This is a genomic window from Psychrobacter urativorans (assembly GCF_904846695.1).
Classification (GTDB): Bacteria; Pseudomonadota; Gammaproteobacteria; order Pseudomonadales; family Moraxellaceae; genus Psychrobacter; species Psychrobacter urativorans.
Genome location: NZ_CAJHBR010000002.1, coordinates 1 through 18295, shown reverse-complemented (window position 1 = coordinate 18295; position 18295 = coordinate 1). Strand labels below are relative to the sequence as shown.

14 protein-coding genes and 1 pseudogene are annotated in these 18295 nt (G+C 43.1%); 9 read left to right on the top strand and 6 right to left on the bottom strand.

Features of this window, described 5'->3' with window-relative positions:
• Window positions 1-16: 16 nt before the first annotated feature.
• Entirely contained in the window at window positions 17-277 is a 261-nt protein-coding gene (locus JMY09_RS02270) for a Txe/YoeB family addiction module toxin (RefSeq protein WP_201621974.1), read from the top strand.
• 42 nt (window positions 278-319) lie between these two features.
• Here JMY09_RS02270 and JMY09_RS02265 read toward each other — a convergent pair whose 3' ends face one another.
• The gene (locus JMY09_RS02265; protein ID WP_201622183.1) at window positions 320-472 is read right to left on the bottom strand and encodes a hypothetical protein; all 153 of its coding nucleotides are present in this window, start codon (window positions 470-472) and stop codon (window positions 320-322) included.
• Between the two features lie 98 nt (window positions 473-570).
• Between JMY09_RS02265 and prpF the strand changes: the two genes are divergently transcribed.
• From prpF to JMY09_RS02240, 5 genes are all read left to right on the top strand, one after another.
• Window positions 571-1794: a 2-methylaconitate cis-trans isomerase PrpF gene (gene prpF, locus JMY09_RS02260; protein ID WP_201621973.1), complete on the top strand. Its 1224-nt coding sequence runs from the start codon at window positions 571-573 to the stop codon at window positions 1792-1794.
• Window positions 1795-2182: 388 nt separating this feature from the next.
• The gene (locus JMY09_RS02255; RefSeq protein WP_227677118.1) at window positions 2183-4036 is read left to right on the top strand and encodes an ABC transporter ATP-binding protein; all 1854 of its coding nucleotides are present in this window, start codon (window positions 2183-2185) and stop codon (window positions 4034-4036) included.
• 205 nt (window positions 4037-4241) lie between these two features.
• The gene (locus JMY09_RS02250; RefSeq protein ID WP_201621972.1) at window positions 4242-4856 is read left to right on the top strand and encodes a GNAT family N-acetyltransferase; all 615 of its coding nucleotides are present in this window, start codon (window positions 4242-4244) and stop codon (window positions 4854-4856) included.
• Window positions 4857-4954: 98 nt separating this feature from the next.
• Window positions 4955-5500, top strand: coding sequence for a GNAT family N-acetyltransferase (locus JMY09_RS02245; RefSeq protein ID WP_201621971.1), 546 nt, complete (start codon window positions 4955-4957; stop codon window positions 5498-5500).
• Between the two features lie 299 nt (window positions 5501-5799).
• Window positions 5800-7317, top strand: a complete 1518-nt coding sequence (locus tag JMY09_RS02240) for a bifunctional 2-methylcitrate dehydratase/aconitate hydratase (protein WP_201621970.1) — start codon at window positions 5800-5802, stop codon at window positions 7315-7317.
• Window positions 7318-7476: 159 nt separating this feature from the next.
• Here the strand turns inward: JMY09_RS02240 and JMY09_RS02235 are convergent, their stop codons facing one another.
• Window positions 7477-8250 carry an SDR family oxidoreductase gene (locus JMY09_RS02235; protein ID WP_201621969.1) on the bottom strand — a complete coding sequence of 258 codons (774 nt, stop codon included), beginning with the start codon at window positions 8248-8250 and terminating at the stop codon, window positions 7477-7479.
• A gap of 318 nt (window positions 8251-8568) precedes the next feature.
• Window positions 8569-10050 carry a nucleobase:cation symporter-2 family protein gene (locus JMY09_RS02230; protein WP_201621968.1) on the bottom strand — a complete coding sequence of 494 codons (1482 nt, stop codon included), beginning with the start codon at window positions 10048-10050 and terminating at the stop codon, window positions 8569-8571.
• A gap of 695 nt (window positions 10051-10745) precedes the next feature.
• Here JMY09_RS02230 and JMY09_RS02225 point away from each other — a divergent pair.
• The 3 genes from JMY09_RS02225 to JMY09_RS02215 all read left to right on the top strand — a co-directional run bounded on the left by JMY09_RS02225 (window position 10746) and on the right by JMY09_RS02215 (window position 15090).
• Entirely contained in the window at window positions 10746-12116 is a 1371-nt protein-coding gene (locus JMY09_RS02225) for a DUF2868 domain-containing protein (protein ID WP_201621967.1), read from the top strand.
• Window positions 12117-12260: 144 nt separating this feature from the next.
• The gene (locus JMY09_RS02220; RefSeq protein ID WP_201621966.1) at window positions 12261-13232 is read left to right on the top strand and encodes a sterol desaturase family protein; all 972 of its coding nucleotides are present in this window, start codon (window positions 12261-12263) and stop codon (window positions 13230-13232) included.
• Between the two features lie 157 nt (window positions 13233-13389).
• Window positions 13390-15090, top strand: a complete 1701-nt coding sequence (locus tag JMY09_RS02215) for a DUF3482 domain-containing protein (RefSeq protein WP_227677117.1) — start codon at window positions 13390-13392, stop codon at window positions 15088-15090.
• A gap of 41 nt (window positions 15091-15131) precedes the next feature.
• On the opposite strand, the gene JMY09_RS02210 is transcribed toward JMY09_RS02215, so the two are convergent.
• The 3 genes and pseudogenes from JMY09_RS02210 to JMY09_RS02200 all read right to left on the bottom strand — a co-directional run.
• Entirely contained in the window at window positions 15132-16157 is a 1026-nt protein-coding gene (locus JMY09_RS02210) for an ArsA family ATPase (RefSeq protein ID WP_201621965.1), read from the bottom strand.
• Window positions 16158-16296: 139 nt separating this feature from the next.
• Window positions 16297-16575: a cory-CC-star protein gene (locus tag JMY09_RS02205; protein ID WP_227677135.1), complete on the bottom strand. Its 279-nt coding sequence runs from the start codon at window positions 16573-16575 to the stop codon at window positions 16297-16299.
• 324 nt (window positions 16576-16899) lie between these two features.
• A pseudogene (locus JMY09_RS02200) lies at window positions 16900-18168 on the bottom strand (carbon starvation CstA family protein); the annotation flags it as partial.
• Window positions 18169-18295 lie beyond the last annotated feature (127 nt).

Here is an 18295-nt window from a genome sequence, read left to right as displayed (position 1 = left end):
ATTACAAGGCAGGGTTATGAGCGAACAATTAGCGTGGACGGATGCTGCTTGCAAAGACTATTTATACTGGCAGACGCAAGACAAAAAAACACTCAAACGTATTAACAAGTTAATTATAGAATGTAAACGAAGTCCTTTTGCAGGCATTGGTAAGCCTGAAGCTTTAAAAGAAAATTTGTCAAGGTTTTGGTCGCGACGTATTGATGATGCCAATCGCTTGGTATACGCCGTTGATGAGAATCACTTGACTATTATTTCTTGTCGTTATCATTATTAGATTTTTCATTAGGAATGACAGTAAGAAAAAGTAATTCTCACTTTATCCAAACTTATAAGGTTCAATCCTACCAGCAGCAACTTGTGCTTGTGCAATTAATAGTTGTCTAACAAACTCATAGAATAAATCAGGATTGTCTTGCATGATTTGTTGAGTTTTAGCCGAATTTTTATTTAGCTTTATATCTTTTGTCATAATCATATCTATTTTTAGCTAATGAATGTCATTCCATACTACCAATAAATTTGTCAGTAAACCTTGAAGATTCAATATTATATAAAGGACTAATTATAATGACCCAACCAAAATTCGCCCCGCAAATCTCTGTCCCTGCTACTTATATGCGGGGTGGCACCTCAAAAGGCACGTTTTTTAAACTATCTGACTTACCTGAGCGTTGCCAAGTGGCTGGCGAGGCTCGTGATAAGTTTTTGCTACGGGTTATCGGTAGCCCTGACCCTTACGGTAAGCAAATCGATGGCTTGGGTAATGGTAGCTCAAGTACTTCTAAGACGGTGATCTTGTCCAAGTCAGAAAACAATGATCACGATGTCAATTACCTGTTTGGCCAAGTCAATATCGCCAAGCCAATGATAGATTGGGCAGGCAACTGCGGTAATTTGACGGCGGCGGTTGGTGCTTGTGCTATTAATATGGGTTTAGTCGCTGCGCAAAAAATCGCTGACAGTGCCACTAGCGGTATCTGTGAAGTGCGGATTTGGCAGCAGAACATCGGTAAGACCATTATCGCTCATGTGCCTGTCTATCTAGATGAGCAAGGTAATGTGCAAGTGCAAGAGACGGGTGATTTCGAATTAGATGGGGTGACTTTCCCAGCGGCTGAAGTGAAGATCGAATTTATTGATCCGGTAGACTCATCAAGCGCTATGTTCCCAACAAACAATCTAGTAGATGACTTTGATGTCTCTGGCTGTGGTTTAAGTGCCGATAGTGTCAAAGCGACTTTTATTAGCGCGGGTATCCCGACCATTTTTCTTAAGGCTGAAGACTTAGGATTAACCGGTACTGAGCTGCAAAGTGAGGTTAATAGTGACAGCCAGCTACTAGCTAAGCTTGAGACCATTCGTGCGCTAGGCGGTGTCGCTATGGGATTGTTTAAAGACGTCACTGAGGCGCAAAGCAGTCAGCATATCCCCAAAATTGCTTGGGTGGCACCTGCTGCCAGCTATACGGCATCTAGTGGTAGCAACGTTTCTGCCAACGATATTAATCTAGTAGTACGGGCGATGAGTATGGGTCAATTGCATCATGCTATGATGGGCACCGCAGCAGTAGCCATCGCCGCCGCCGCTACTACGCAAGGCACGCTAGTTAACCAAGCAGCGGGCGCTGGCGAGCTTAACGAAGTGCGTTTTGGTCATCCCTCAGGTACGCTACTAGTTGGTGGTAAGACTGAGCAAGTCGATGGACGCTGGCAAGCCAAAAAAGTATCGATGAGCCGCTCGGCACGACGTATTATGGTCGGTGAAGTCTTTGTCGCAGCGGATGCTTTTTAGCTTTTGCTTTTAGCTGTACATAACTGGACCTAACTATGCATAGCTATGGGTAACATTTTAAATCCGCTTGATTAATCTAATAGCTACTACCATAAAGGGATTGCCAATAAGCGGTCCCTTTATAGCTTATTAGTCCTAGACCGTTTTTTAGCTTAAAATTATTGTTTAAGAGCCGCTATTACTTGCTCATTATAGGGGCTATATTGAGTAGCTCATGTTACCTACTAGCCTTATGGCTATATTTTCGGAAAAAATTATAGGATAATACTATTGACCATCAAGCTGGTTATTGACCATTTTCGGGTTTTAGCTCGCTAGTTATTTACTAGCACTATGCCCCATCAGCGCTAGCCCCTATTTAAATACTGAGATTTGTACACCCAACGCTATGCCAACAACCCCTGAACTTAGCAAATCACCATTCGATAAAAAGCCGCCAGTCAAAAAGACTGAGCGTAGGGCTTTATTATTGGATATCCTCAAAAAGCTGGCAGTATTTGCCGCTCCGTATAAAACCTTAATTATTCTGACTTTAGTACTAACAGTGCTTGGCTCTTTTACAGCGCAGGTCAACGCTTTTGTATTGCGCTATACCGTCGATACCTTGACTGAGATTTCTACTCTTGCCGATCCTTGGCAAGCTGGCGTGCGTATGCTGGGTATCATCAGCGTGGTGCTATTGACTAAGGAGGTGCTAGCAATATTTGTGTCCTTTGGTCAGCGCTATTTCGGTGAAAAGATTCGGATTAACCTATCACGCGACTTATCTCAAAAGATAATCGAGCGCATTCTTACCTATCGGATGGCGTTTTATACTAGTAGTGAAAATGACAGTGGTAAATTGCAGACTCGTATTGATATGGGGGTTAGTAGCCTAACCAGTCTTGTGCAAAACTTCTTTATCGATATGCTCCCCCTATTTGCTAGCGCTATCGTCTCGCTTGTTATCATGTTTTTAACCAACATTTGGGTAGGCTTGGTCGGTCTTATTATTATTCCAATCTATTTTTTCATTAGTCAAAAACAAGCGCAGCGTCTACAAGGCTTTCGCCGAGAAATGCGTGGCTTTCGAGAAGCTAAAAGCGGTTTAGTCATTTCTTTAATTAATTCAATAAGCGTAGTCAAATCTTTCGTTCGTGAGTCAATTGAAGCCGATAAGCATCTAAAAATTCAAAAAGAGATGACGGATAATCAGCTTAGAATCCGCAGCATTGGCTTTATTTATGATGCCATTAAAACCTTTATTGAGCAGATCGGGGTAGTCGTTATCATCCTACTGACCGCCTACTTTGTATTAAAGGGTGAGATGACTATCGGCATGATTTTATTTCATGTACTGCTCTTTCAAAACGTCGCCGCCCCTATTCGTCAATTACATCGTATCTATGACCAAATCAATAACGCCTTAACTTATGCTGAAGGGTTCTTTGAGATATTAGAAGATGATGAGCAAGTCGAAACTATAGAGGGCATGAGTGGTAAGGGTCTTAAAGGCCATATCGAGCTAAAACATGTTAATTTTACTTATCCTAATGGCACTCAAGCGCTAAAAGATGTCAGCTTTACTATCAAACCTAATCGTATTACCGCCTTGGTAGGCTTAAGTGGCGCTGGCAAGAGTACCATTATCAGCTTGCTGGTTAAGTTCTATCAACCGGATTCTGGTACTATCTGCTTAGATGGTCATGATCTAGCAGATTGTGATACTCATGAATTGCGCCAACGTATTGGCTTAGTGCTACAAAGCAATCATATTTTTTCAGGCACTATCAGCGAAAATATCCGCTATGGTGATATTGATGCGAGCGATGATGATATTATTATCGCTGCCAAAAAAGCCTCTATTCATGACCAAATCATGCAATTACCTAACGGTTATATGAGTACCGCAAAGTCACTATCGGGTGGGCAACAGCAGCGTATCGCCTTGGCTCGAATGTTTTTAAAAGATCCCCCGATCGTGTTTCTTGATGAGCCTACTGCTAGTCTAGATGCTATCGCTAGTCAGCAAGTCAAAAAAAGCTTAGATTTGATCAAAAAGGATCGGACGGTAATTATGGTCTCGCATAATATCGCTCAGATTATCGATGCTGATGACTTAGTAGTGATCGAAGATGGCCGAGTGGTCGAGACAGGTACTCATGAAGAGCTATACAGCAAGCGTGGTAAGTACTATGAAATCTTTAGCGCTATGTCTGATAGCCTAAACTTAGATAAAATCAGCCAAACCTTAAATAGTTAATCTATGCTTAAGGCATAAACATAAACATAAGCATAAGCATAAGCATATGTACCCTATCGTTTATGGCGCTATAATAGTTATCGACAGATTTTAGAGCCTTTTATTGTTGTTTACGGTTGTTTACCTTATAGCCGTAGCGTTTAACAGATCAAAATTTTTTAGTAGCCCTACACCCTATCTTTCCATTGCTAAAAGCCCGCTAATTATGACTTGTGAATTTTCTCTAAAAACCTTTGATGAGCTGACTTCAGTTGATATCTATCACATCCTAAAAGCACGTTCGCAAGTGTTCGTAGTGGAACAAAACTGCCCTTATCAGGATATGGACGAGCTTGATTTTGATTGTCTGCATTTGATCGCCCATAACAACGAAGCCTTAGTGGGCTATTGCCGAATTATTCCGCCTGAGTTCAATAGAATGAAGTCTAACTTGTCGGTGGATAATAATCCAAGGGCAGCGGCGTCTATGCCAGCGATTGGTCGAGTGCTAGTGTTAGCGCAGTATCGTAGTCAGGGCTTGGCTCGGCAAATAATGACTGAGGCTATTAAGTACTGCCGCAAAAAATACGGTAAAAAGCCCATTATTATCTCAGCGCAGACTTATTTGATTGATTTTTATCAGTCGTTAGGCTTCGTTCCTGAAGGTGCGTATTATCTAGAAGATGGCATTGAACACGTCAAGATGGTATTAAACATCACTAAAAAAACCAAAGTAAAGAAACAAGGTTCCGATACCTCTAAGGCCTCCACAATATTAGGAATTCTGCTGCTGATATTAAGCGTGTCATTCATCGCAGGGCTTATATATTTGATGATTTAGTGTGCAGGTTTAGTTTGATGAGCTGAGCCGCCAGTTTTACTATTTTATATAGCGTGTTTATTGAACGTATACTTTATTAACAATGAGAACCCAAAGCTATGGCAACTACTAGCAGTGAGCAGCAAAAGCCTTTCCCCTCTTTAACTATGCCAACAGTATTATGGCAATTATCTGCATTTGCTGAGTTAACGGGCTATCAGGTTTACCATATTATCCAAGCCCGTGAACAAGTCTTTGTAAAAGATCAAAACTGCTCCTATGTTGATGCCGATGGTGTTGACTTTGCAGCACTGCATTTGTGCGCTTATCAACAGCAGGCTGCCAATAGCTCAAGTAGTAACACAAACCTTGAATTACAGCTACTGGCTTATTGTCGCATAATTCCGCCAACCGTTACTGCTGACGGCTTTCCCCATATTGGACGGGTATTAGTTTTAGCGGACTATCGCGGTCATGGGCTGGCACGTCAATTGATGCTAAAAGCTATCGATTACTGTCATAATCAGTTCTGTAACCAGCCTATTCATATCTCAGCACAAACTTATTTGATTGAATTTTATCAAACATTAGGGTTTGTCTGTATAGGCGATGTCTATAGCAATGATAGTATCGAGCACGTCAACATGGTTCTAGCGGCACTTTAACGGCAAAGGCTGCTTTAGTGGCCTTAAGTCTCTTCCACTCTGAGTATGGTTTATGCTCATTATCTTACGGTTTGGTCTCTCACAGCCCAGCCCCTTATAGCCTAGTCTTTTACACTACGTCACTGTCGCTCGATGTTGAGTATGCTATTTTTAATTAAGCTATAGCCCTTTCAAAATAAATAGAATCGTTTTTTCTGCCGTATTTTATTGTTTTAAATTGAATCGACTATATGCTTTTAAATAACGGTTAAAGATGGCCGTCATAGCGGTTATCACCACTCATGGATGAGGAGATGACTATGTCAACTATATCAAGCGCTACTGTTGAGAGTAATGTGCGTCCGGAATATGATTTAGAGATTCAAAAAATCGCTGATTATGTCATCAATTACTCTATAGATAACGACTCACCCAATAGCGCTGATGCTTGGCAAACGGCGCGCTATTGTCTAATGGATACTATCGGCTGTGGTCTGCTAGCGCTGCGTTTTCCTGAATGTACTAAGCACTTGGGGCCAAATTGTGCCGATCAGATTACTCCTAATGGCTCGCGCGTCCCGGGCACCTCTTATCGACTAGATCCAGTAAAAGCGGCTTTTGATATTGGCTGTATCGTGCGCTGGCTAGACTATAACGATACTTGGCTAGCGGCCGAATGGGGTCATCCTTCAGACAATCTAGGTGGTATCTTAGCCGTAGCCGACTTTATCAGTCAGCAAAATATCAGCAAAGGCCACAGCCCGCTTAAAATGCGTGATGTATTAGAGGCTATGATTATGGCGCATGAGATCCAAGGGGTGATTGCGCTAGAGAACTCCTTTAATCGAGTAGGTCTCGATCACGTGTTCTTAGTCAAGCTGGCCTCGACTGCTGTCGTTGCCAAACTCTATAACTTACCACCGGAGCGTATCATGGCCGCTATCTCGCAAGCACTAGTCGATGGTCAAGCGTTACGTACTTACCGTCATGCTCCTAATGCTGGCAGCCGTAAGTCTTGGGCCGCAGGCGATGCCACTAGTCGAGCGGTGCGCTTAGTAGATATCACTAGTCGAGGTGAGATGGGTATCCCAGGTGCGTTATCTGCGCCGCAGTGGGGGTTTTATGATGTGCTATTTAGCCATACCAATAAAGACTTAGCGACTAAGCCTGAAGCGGAGCGGCGCTTTAGTTTTCAGCGCGAGTTCGGCAGTTATGTGATGGAAAACATTCTCTTTAAATTAAGCTTCCCTGCGGAGTTTCATGCACAAACCGCTTGTGAGGCGGCGGTGATCCTCTATCCGCAAGTAGAAGATAGAATCGATGAGATCGACAAGATAGTATTGACAACTCATGAGTCAGCGATTCGTATTATTTCTAAAAAAGGGACTTTAAATAACCCAGCAGATCGTGACCACTGTTTGCAGTATATGGTAGCCGTAGCCCTGTTAACCGGTGATCTGATGGCGGAGAATTACGAAGATGACTACCATGCTCAGCATCACTTATTAATAGATGCGCTGCGCCGCAAAATGCAGGTTATCGAAGATGAGGACTACTCTAAAGACTATCATGATCCTAATAAGCGCTCGATTGCTAATGCTATCCAAGTATTCTTTACCGATGGCAGCAGCACCGACAAAGTAGCTATTGAGTACCCAATCGGTCATAAACGCCGGCGCAGTGAAGGTATTCCAGTTTTGCAGGCCAAGTTCCAGTCCAGTTTAGCTACTCGATTCGTTGAAGGGCGTTGTCAGGAGATCATCGCTTTATGCGACGATCAAGTTGCTTTAGAGCAAACCCCAGTAAATGAGTTTATGGACAAGTTTGTGATCAACTAGTTGGTTTTAAATCAGATATAGCCAAGCGCTAATTTATTCAACATCTATAGAGATTTAAGGCTAATAAAAAGTTGATAATAAAATAAAAAGGGTGTGCTTTATTAAAAGCAGACCCTTTATAGATTAAACATTACACATTAAACATAGCCAATAACTATCCTACCAAGGTATTGATTCCCCTGCCCAATCGACAAAACTTCCCGATTGAGCAGCGCTCATGCCCGACAATACCTCTAGCAAACAATCAGCGCTGTAGGCTGGCGAGAAAAGATGACCTTCCGCTACGTTCGCTTGAAACGGTGCCGACAGCTGAGTATTGACCGTACCCGGCTGCATCACTACTACGCAAGTCTGCTTTAAGGCGCGCCCCCATTCGATGCTTAAGTTCTTCATACCCATATTCAGTGCCGCTTTACTCATGCGATAGCTGTACCAGCCGCCCACTTGATTGTCGCTAATACTACCGACTCGCGCCGATATAGTGGCAAAAATAGCTGGCTGCTCATCGCTACGTGCAGCTTTGGCTAGTAGCGGCTTGATATGTTTAGCAATAAGCAGTCCGGCTAAGGCATTGATCTGCATGTTTTGTAAAAAGAAATCGGTCTCAACTTGTCTAAGAGCTTTTTCTGGTTGCGCCTGTTCAGTATGCAATAGTCCAACACAGTTCACTACCCAATCAAGATGATCACTGTGTTGCTTAATCTGCTCGATTGCCTGCTTGATGCTATCCTCGCTACCCACGTCCATCGGTAGCCATTGCAGATTATCCGCTTCGATCTCCGGCACACTATTATGGTAAGTGGCAAATACTCGAATACCAGCCCTAGCACCTTGCTCATTAGCAGTGGCTTCTATCAGTTGCTCGACCATAGCTCGACCGATACCACCAGTACCACCGATAATCAGATAGGTTTTATTATTAGTATTAATCATAATGATTTCCTTATTAACGATAGGTTAGTAGTTGCTGGGTTGTGGTAATTATAAGGTTATTGCTTATCATTCTTTAAGCGGTCTAACAGCGCTAGCTGCTGATGCATAGCAAAAAACCTATAACTGAGCTTGCTTCTATTACCATAGCAAACCCTTGTACATATTGATGTTGTTTGCCCGTTGGTTATGTAGCTCACTTAGACTATTAATACAAAATAGATGAATAGCAGGCTGATAACTAAAGCTACGGCCAATAAAAAAGCCGCCTTAAAAGGCGACTCTTTATCTAAAATACTAGAGATGTGGTCATTAAATCCATTAATGAGCGGACTCTTTGGGCGCTATTGGCACCTCATTATTATCCACATCAAATAGTTTACCTTCGCTAAAGTAATCACCTTCTGTCAAATCTAATATGACATCTTGGCGTACTGAGCGCGGCTCTGTACCAGCGGCGAATACCGACTGATTCTCTGAATTACCAATTTTAAGATGGTTGAACAATAAGTTTAGAGCAATAGCCATGATCGCAGTAGAGCTGATACCTGAATGGAAAATAGTAGCGAACCAGTCTGGGAATTGATCATAGAATGCAGGAGCCGCGATCGGCAACATACCAAAGCCGATGGAAGTGGCAACAATGATTAAGTTCATGTTATTAGTATAGCTAACTTGCGCTAGGGTACGGATACCACTAGCCGCTACTGTACCGAATAGAACGATACCAGCGCCGCCTAGTACCGCAGTAGGAACAGTAGCAATCACACGTCCCATCAACGGCATCAAGCCTAATACTACCAAGATAACACCAGCAGCAGCAACTACAAAACGACTCTTAACGTTAGTAACCGCAACTAAGCCAACGTTTTGTGCAAAAGCACTTTGAGTGAATGAGCCGAACATTGGCGCAACGATACTTGAAACCATATCAGCACGTAGGCCATCGCCTAGACGTTTTGAATCGATCTTAGTGTCAATGATGTCACCAACCGCTAGGATATCTGCTGAAGTTTCTACTAAGATCACTAGGACTACAATGAACATAGAGATGATAGCAGCAAGCTCAAAGGTAGGAGCACCAAAATGGAATGGCGTAGGGAAAGCAAAGATAGGGCCGGTCATAACATTAGAGAAATCAACCATACCTACTGCCCAAGCGGCAACAGTACCAATAACCATCGCTAGCAATATCGATAAGCGACTGATGGCTGCGTTACCCAATTTGCTCAATAGTAATACTAAAGCTAGGGTAAACGCTGCTAAGCCGATGTTAGCCATACTACCGAAGTCAGGGGCCTTGCTATTACCACCCATAGCCCAACGTGCCGCTACGGGCATCAAAGTTAGACCAATAGTGGTAATAACCGCACCAGTAACCAATGGCGGAAAGAACTTGATAATCTTGGAGAAGATTGGCGTAATTAAAAGCCCAAGTACCGAGGCCGCTATTACTGCACCAAATACTGAAGGAAGTCCGCCTCCTGAAGTCACAATGGCAACGATAGTTGCCACACTAGCGAATGACACGCCCTGTACTAATGGGAGCTGACAACCAAAAAATGGAATGCCAAGGGTTTGTAATAAAGTCGCTAAACCACCAATGAATAGTGAAGCTGCGATAAGAAGTCCGATCTCTGCTGGACCTAAACCTGCAGCTTGACCGACAATAAGAGGTACGGCAATGATTCCGCCATACATAGTTAGTACGTGTTGAAAGCCATAAGCAATATTGGCTACAAGACCTAGATTCTCATCTTCTGGGCGTTCAAACGTTGATTGAGAGGTAGATTTGATGTCCATAAATAGGCGTGCTCCCTGCAGGTTATGCTTGTAATATGTGTAAACTGACACATAGTGCATTAGGTTGAAAAAATAAATTATGAGTCCTCTTGTTATAGCAGAGCTATAGCAAGAACCATTAAGTATCTATGAGTATTGGGTGTTGCTATCGAATCGAACTATACATTTTTTCATACTACTAAACTCTAAAAATTGCTTATCAGCCACGCTCAACATAAAAAAGGAGGAATAGCTCCTTTAAATCAGGACATAGCTGGTATGGATTTACAATTAGAATAGCTTTAGATGATTTTTCGAATAATTTTACTAGGTAATTACATTAGGTGTTTAACTTAGGTATATAACTTAACTGATTATCGTGTCCGTTGTTCCAGAAGGATAAAAAGGGCTTTACGAATAGTCGATGCAAGTGAAGCAAAAACATGTTTTATTATCAACAATAGGTAGCAATCTAACAGAATGTTTGTCTATTGTGTGCATTTTAGTTTTGCTAGATCGGTTGCTCAGTTTTAGCATAACGCTTATTTCTGATAACCGCTAGTAGTTTTTTGACCATTTGGTCAACTTTTTGAGATATTTTGCCATTTTGAGTGATTTATTTAGTTAGATTATAACTATTCACTATGAGTTACAATAGAGAAACAAGCAAATATCTACTATCTGCTCAAACATTACCCTATGGATATCCCTTCGCTATGTTATCACCCCAAGACCAATTAACTGAACTGGTGCGCGCCCTTGAGACTGAGCAGCATGTTTTTGCGACTGACCCGCTACTAGTAACCGAAAAACTGCAACTAGAGGACGGTACTGTTCTACAAAAGTTACATCGGCGTGCTTCACGCATAGACAGCAATGGCGCTTTGGCAAGAGTTTTAGGCAAGATAGAAGGACGCCTCAAAGGTATTATGGTCATCATGAGTGTGATCTGGTGCGTGTCTGGGTTTTTTGGCTTGTTTACCTTACTCCAAGCTAATGTGGTTAATTTCTTTTATGTGCTCGTTTGTTTGCTAGGTTTTCATACTATTATGCTAGTAGGCTGGCTAGTAATGACTTTAATCAATCAATCAAAGCACTCCTCTAATTGGTTTGCCAGTTTTGTGAGTCCCAGTTATTTAATCCGTGGTAAAGACGATGTTACCCAAGCCGCCGTGCGCTTGTATGAGCAGCAGTTGCAACATAGCGGTATGCGCTGGTATCTAGGTCGTTTCAGCCATCAGCTCTGGCTGGCTACTTTGACTGGTATGCTGCTAGCGATTATATTTTTATTAATTGTTCGTCAGTATAGTTTTAGTTGGGAGTCTACCTTGCTCTCAGATCAAGCGTTGATCACTTTGACTCGAGTGCTAGGGTGGCTGCCTAGTATGGTTGGCTTCGATGTGCCTAATGATGCGGCAATCGTCCAAAGCCGCCTAGTCACTGATGCCCTGCCCTTAGCTATTGCTCGGCAGTGGGCAGGGCTATTGATTGGTAGCCTGCTGATGTATGGCATCGTACCACGGGCGCTGGCCTGGTCATTCTGTGCGCTGATGTTCCGTAGCAAAAAGATGCGCTTAGATATCAAGACGCCTTATTATCAAAAGATAATAAATTTTTGGCAGCGCCAAGTGATAGATGTTGATGACTTTGTGGCAGTGGCTGCGCCTATAGCCCCCAAAGCCGTAGTCAGCAGTGCCGCTAAGCTAGTGGCTCTGCTTGAGTATCCGACTAATAACCCTCTATGGTGGCAAGCGGGTCTTGACCACTATGATGGCGCTATTGGAGCTGTCGAGGATTTCGGTATTATTGATGATCGTGAGGACTTGGCACGGTTAACGACCTATCTAGATCAACAGCCGCTTCAAGTGCTGTTAGGTATCCACGATAAGGCCCTACCAGATCGAGGGACACTTCGAAAATTGGATCAAATTGCGGCGCATGCTCAACACGGGGTTATAGTGCAGCTGTTGAATAATCAAACGCTGGAAACTAATGCCGATGTGAGCAGCCCCACCTTTAACAATGTGCGTTATCAACAATGGCAAACCGCCCTTGCAGCACGGAAAATTGGCTTAGTAGCTGGCTAGTAGCTTGTTAGCAACTAAGATGCTGCCATAGACTTAGCAGATGACCCAAGCGCCCATAACTTATACTGGTCTTTTAGAGTCTCAAGCTGCATATTAAAACAGCTAGGTTAGCTAGTACTCTTAGGTAGAATGGGGTGAAATGATATGGCAGAGACAGATAACGGTATCAGCTTAGGTCAGTATAGTCAGACTTTAGATGGCGTCAAAGACACACTGAATCAAAGCATTTTATCTATTGCTCCTGAAGCTTGGCAGTCGTCATTGACTAGTATTTTGCCTGCCCATTGGCAAGAGTGGCTGTTACCTTTGATGGGTGGGCCGTTTTTTTTATTATTCTTAGCAGAATGGTTTTATCAAGCGCGTCGCGGTGATAGCAGCGCCTTTCACTGGCGTCGAGCCGCAACCAATTTTAGTCTAGGTGGCTCTTATCTAGGCTTTGAGTTGATTGTGCAAGCGCTTATTGTGCTGCCAATATGTCTATGGCTATACCAGTATCGGCTATTTACTATTGAAGTTACTTGGCTGAGCGCTATTCCTATTTTTATTGCAGTGGAGTTTAGTTACTATTGGTTTCATCGCAGCTCACATAGAGTGAACTGGTTTTGGTCAGCGCATGTGGTGCATCACTCTGATGATCAGATGAACTTATCGACAGCGATGCGTCAAAGCTTACTGTATTCAGTCACTGGTTGGTGGTTATTCTTCGTACCATTAATGCTGCTTGGTGTGCATCCTGTCTGGGTGTTTTTCTTCTACGCTATTGATTTGATTTATCAATTCTTCATTCATACTGAAACGGTAGGAAAACTCCCCAAGTGGGTTGAATATATTTTTGATACCCCTTCTAACCATCGGGCTCATCATGGTACTAATGGTGAGTATATCGACAAAAACTATGGTGGCGTCATTATACTGTTTGACCGCTGGTTCGGAACTTATGTCGAAGAAGATGCTATTAACAATCCGGTGCGTTACGGGGCAGTTGGCGAGCGCAGTAACGATAATATTTTTCAGCTAATTTTCGCAGTCTTTTATCGCATGTGGCAGCAATTCTTTCATGCTAAGGGGCTGAAGAATAAAGTAAAAGTATTATTTAGCCCGCCTGATGCGGTTTAGCAGCGGCTTTTATTTTTTTAGCCTTTTTTATTAGTACTAATTAATGGCTTAACTCTCTGTGCTTAACCAACAATTGCCGTTATTAATATATAGTTATATTTGCCTGACTTTACGGTAAAATTGCTATAACACCTCTCATTTACTATAAGAAATTATTATGAATAACAATAATCAGTCGACTGATAAATCAAAAGGGCTATTCGCCGATAAAGCCCTAAAAAGTGATGCTGTCGCTGTAGAGAATACCAGCTTATTAAAGCCTACTGCTGCCGATAATAGCTATAGTAATACCGATGTTAGTGCTCACTACTCAGAACCGCTATCGTCCTCTGCATTAGTTTCTACTGATGCTAATGCTGAGTGGTCAGAAAAATCACCGATGACTAAAAAAACCATTGCTAGTGGCGAAGCGCTAAAGCTTGCCGTTGTTGGTCATACTAATACTGGCAAAACCTCAATACTGCGCACCTTACTCAGAGATGTGTATTTTGGTGAAGTCAAAAATGAAGCAGCGACTACTCGACATGTTGAGCGGGCGCAGTTAACCGATAGCCAGACGGGTGAAGTACTAGTGGCTTTGTATGATACCCCAGGGTTAGAAGATGCTTCGGGTCTGATGGATTGGCTAGAGGACAACACTGCCAGTCGTCGTGATGGTATCGAGCGCTTGCAGCAGTTCTTAGCCGCAGATATCGCGCAAGGCGCTGAGCGCATAGGCGGCTCTGTTTATCAAGACTACAGTCAAGAAGCTAAAGTGATTCGCCAAGTGCTGGCAAGTGATATGGCCATCTATGTTGTCGATGCTCGGGAGCCAGTATTAGGTAAATATAAAGATGAATTGGCTATCTTATCTTGGGCGGCGATTCCGTTCATGCCGGTGTTTAACTTCACTGATAGTCAAGATGCCAATATTGATGATTGGCAGACGATGCTGGCACGACGTAACTTGCATATTTCTACTCGCTTTGACTCAGTAGCCTTCGAGTTTAAGGATGAAATGCACTTGTGGCAGAATCTCGCCACTATGCTTACCCACTCTGAGATGCTTGAGCAACTGATGGACAGTCGAGCTGCTGATTGGGCGCGTCTGTATGATGAAGCTAATATTATTATTGCTGACTTTCTGCTCAACGTGGCGGCCTTTGTACGAGAGATCAATGAAGACGATGATCCGATGCCAGTGTTAACGCAGATGCAAGAAGCCGTTCGTCAAAGCGAAAGGACTATGCAAAATAAATTGTTAAACTCCTACAAGTTTTATGACAATGCAGTAGCAGCAACGCCGCTTGAATTAAAAGCTTACCAGCAAGACCCATTCGATCCTGAATTACTCAAAACTTACGGTATTCGCACTACCTCAGGTGCCGCAGCAGGCGCACTATTAGGATTAGGGATAGATGCGGCAGCGTTAGGGACTACCTTAGGACTAGGAGCCGCTTTGGGTGGTCTTGCTGGTGGGTTGTTGTCTAACACTAGTAGTATCGCCGACAAGCTCACTGGGGTGAAACGCTTATATATTGATCCGGCTACTTTGACCTTATTAGCGACCAGAGCGATGGATCTACTGACGGCTCTACGCCATCGTGGTCATGCGGCGACTGATGCTACCCAAATGCTATATCAAGATGATAGTGCTATTACCCACAGCAGCGATGATGCTAAAAATGACAGCGCTGATAATCATTCAATCACCCCATGGCCGAGCCATAAATTACCTAGCGAGCTAAAAAAAGCCCGAGGTAAGCCGCAATGGTCATCGTTGAGCAGTGGTAAGTCAGAGTTAGCGCAGAGCTTACGAATGGATGCTACTTGGTCCCTAGCTAATAAACTTGAAGCTCACAAGCTGGCAGGTGACTAGCTTAACGGCTTAATGAATTAGCAACTTAATAGCTTAGCAGCCTACTTTAGTAATTCACTCAAGGCTTTAGTACCACGGATATCGGTTTGCTGTAAGTAGACCGAATACAAGGGATAGCGTTTAAAGCTATTCTCAATATCCTTCACTATCTGCTGCTGTCTATCGGCACGTTGCTGCCAAAAGTTATCTGTTTGTACAGGATCTATGAGTTGGTTGATCACTATAGCCGCTGGCGTGAGTTTTGCCGCTTCCAACTGCTCGATAGCTCGCCTAGTTTCTGCTAAAGGTAGAATATCGGCGGTCATCACTAATAAGATAGCCGTCTGAGTACGCTCATGTAATAGCTGTCCTGCCTGACGAAATAGCTGTTTACGCTTCTCTAATACTGCTACGGCTTGCTCCCAGCGATCGGGTTTGTGCTTCTGAAATGGATTGGCCAAGTCTTTATGGTTATTGGCTTTACTAGCTGCTATATTATTAGAGTGACTATCTAAATGAGTAGCCACTGAGCGTAACTTGGCTTGTCGTCGTTGCTGCGCTAATAAACCATCTGTCCATGCTCCCATCATCTCAGGCAACACTAACAGCCGCAAGGTATGTCCTGTTGGCGCAGTATCGAATATTATGTGTTGATAACCAGCGTCAGCAGCAGCTACTAAATGCTGGCACATAGACTCTAACATCGCGGCTTCTTGTGCTCCTGGCGCTGACTTTGATAACTGTAGATGCTCACGTATTTTGGGCATCATGTCGGGATTGGCATAAGCCCTGATAGTACGTTCAACTTGGGCAAAGTGGGCGTCAACGATAATATCGGGATTGAGTTCAATAGCATCGAGATAAGGGCTGATTGCTGTTTTTTCATTGTTGAGCTTAGTATTTAGCACATCGCCTAGGCTATGCGCAGGATCAGTTGAGATAATAAGGGTTCTTTTGTGTTTAGCGGCGAATTGGCTGGCGAGTGCTGCTGCAGTAGTAGTCTTTCCTACCCCGCCTTTGCCACCAACGAAGATAATTGGCTGTGCTGATAATTGGGTAACTAAGTTGTCTAAGGACTGTAGGGCCATAGGGTAATCTCTTTATTATATTTATAGTTAGGCTAAGCAATCAGGCTAAGCTTAAACTTTTACGGCGGCGCTTATTGCTAGCTAAGGTTTACTCACTCTGCTTGTGGGCTATGCATAGTAGCTAATATCACTAACATCACTAGCAGCAACCAACATGGTCAAACGGACATCTATCCATACCCATACGCGTATGCCATTCATGGAAGTTCTCTAAGAACAGCGGCTGCAACTCTAAGGTATAAAAGCTCGCTGGATTATCAATCCCTAAGCTCTCAGCAAACATTAGCAGCATAAAGAAATCTTCTTCATCACGTGCTGCTCGCGCCATAGTTTGTCGATAAGGGGCATGATAGAACTCATTAAGCCCTGCCGAAAAGCGCTGCCACCAAGTTGAGCTGTTAGTGGTTATAGGGGCTATATCGTCTGGGCTATCAGCTGGTAGGTCTGATAAAGGATCAAAACCCTCTGAAGTATCAAAGACACCACCTATCAAACTATCACCATCTGTATTATGCATAATTGACCCTAATTATTGATGTTTTTAGCTAATATAGCATTTTGTGCTCTATATCCGTATAGCTATCAGTCGCTAAGTGATTAGTATCTTATTTATTCTGTTTCTAAATCTCTCAATCTACCTGTCTATCAATTTATCTATGTATCATACCTGCTTTTATTGAGCATAAAAAAACGCCAGCAACTGCCAGCGTTTTTCTGTTACAACTCTTTAGTTAGCTAAGGGTTAACTGGTTTTCTTACCCTTATAGGTCGACCACTCACGGCGCAGTACCGAAAAGCTCTCAAAAGTAACTAATACTGAAGCAATAAGAATGACTATATCCATAATAATCAATAGCCAGTTACCCTCATCATAGAAAGTTTTCAGCTGAATCAATAACGCAAGTAAAGTCATTACTAATAAGAAGCATAGTGGTGCTAAGGTGTACCAAACCGGCTTACCTTTGCGTAATAGAATAACCGTAACCACCATTAAGGTTAAGGCCGCCATCAACTGGTTAGTCGTTCCAAACAATGGCCAGATAATCATGCCACCAGCACCATCAATACCGCCAGCGCCGAAGGCTAATAGCAGACAGGTTCCTACGGCTAAGAAAGTCGCTACTGAGCCTTTATTCAATATTGGCAAGTTATAAAATTCGCCAAACTCTTGGAAAATATAGCGTTGTAGTCGTACGCCAGTATCCATAGTCGTACCAGCAAACAACGCCGCCATAACGGTAAGCATAGTTTGTGATAATACCATGTCGATACCAACACCATTACTCAAGATAGTAGCACCACCGTCGATAAAGGCACCGATAGAGCCATCACCGAAGTTTTGATAAACCGCTTGCCAATCCCCTAGGGTGGCAAATCCAGCAGTAGCCGCTAGAATAGCACCAAGGGCTAACATGCCCTCGCCTAAAGCTCCGAAATAGCCAACAAAACGGGTATCTTCTTCTTTATCAATTTGCTTAGAAGTAGTCCCAGTAGCTACTAGGCCATGGAAGCCTGAAATAGCTCCACAAGCAATAGTAACAAACAACAATGGCACGATAGAAGGTGCGCTCATCGGTAAGTTAGTATTGATGGCTGGCGCAACAATGTCAGGAGTTGAGATAAATATAGCGGCGTATAGTAAGATTAGACCGACGAACAGCTGTAAGCCATTAATATAATCGCGTGGCTGTAAGAGCATCCATACAGGTAATAGCGAAGCTACTGCTGCATAAGCAAACAAGATAATGATCCAAACCGCGTTATCAGGTAGTCCCATGATGGTCTCTGGCAATACGACTGGGAACATAGGCCCTAAATAGATCAGACCATATAAGGCAATCACCCCAATGATGGAGACCCACACCAAATTCATGTTATAGCGATAAATACATTGACCAATGATAAAGGCCACGACTAATGCGCCCCACACTGGCAATACGGCTGACGGTGTCTTAATCATCATATTAGCGATAGCCACACCGAATACGGCGTTGACCATTAATAATAATAAACCCCACTCTCAACTTCGAAAGTGATTGAAAAAAGAAGAGCACCTCACTAATCTATTGTTTTCGACCAAGAATACAATGGAGTTGTGAGATGCCCATAGACGAATTTATCATCAATATCTATTTAAT

Excerpts from the sequence above, each read along its gene's own strand:
- JMY09_RS02250 (WP_201621972.1), top strand. The coding sequence starts at position 4,242 with ATGACTTGTGAATTTTCTCTAAAAACCTTTGATGAGCTGACTTCAGTT.
- prpF (WP_201621973.1), top strand. The coding sequence starts at position 571 with ATGACCCAACCAAAATTCGCCCCGCAAATCTCTGTCCCTGCTACTTAT.
- JMY09_RS02220 (WP_201621966.1), top strand. The coding sequence starts at position 12,261 with ATGGCAGAGACAGATAACGGTATCAGCTTAGGTCAGTATAGTCAGACT.
- JMY09_RS02215 (WP_227677117.1), top strand. The coding sequence starts at position 13,390 with ATGAATAACAATAATCAGTCGACTGATAAATCAAAAGGGCTATTCGCC.
- JMY09_RS02225 (WP_201621967.1), top strand. The coding sequence starts at position 10,746 with ATGTTATCACCCCAAGACCAATTAACTGAACTGGTGCGCGCCCTTGAG.
- JMY09_RS02230 (WP_201621968.1), bottom strand. The coding sequence starts at position 10,050 with ATGGACATCAAATCTACCTCTCAATCAACGTTTGAACGCCCAGAAGAT.
- JMY09_RS02240 (WP_201621970.1), top strand. The coding sequence starts at position 5,800 with ATGTCAACTATATCAAGCGCTACTGTTGAGAGTAATGTGCGTCCGGAA.
- JMY09_RS02245 (WP_201621971.1), top strand. The coding sequence starts at position 4,955 with ATGGCAACTACTAGCAGTGAGCAGCAAAAGCCTTTCCCCTCTTTAACT.
- JMY09_RS02235 (WP_201621969.1), bottom strand. The coding sequence starts at position 8,250 with ATGATTAATACTAATAATAAAACCTATCTGATTATCGGTGGTACTGGT.
- JMY09_RS02270 (WP_201621974.1), top strand. The coding sequence starts at position 17 with ATGAGCGAACAATTAGCGTGGACGGATGCTGCTTGCAAAGACTATTTA.
- JMY09_RS02210 (WP_201621965.1), bottom strand. The coding sequence starts at position 16,157 with ATGGCCCTACAGTCCTTAGACAACTTAGTTACCCAATTATCAGCACAG.
- JMY09_RS02265 (WP_201622183.1), bottom strand. The coding sequence starts at position 472 with ATGACAAAAGATATAAAGCTAAATAAAAATTCGGCTAAAACTCAACAA.
- JMY09_RS02255 (WP_227677118.1), top strand. The coding sequence starts at position 2,183 with ATGCCAACAACCCCTGAACTTAGCAAATCACCATTCGATAAAAAGCCG.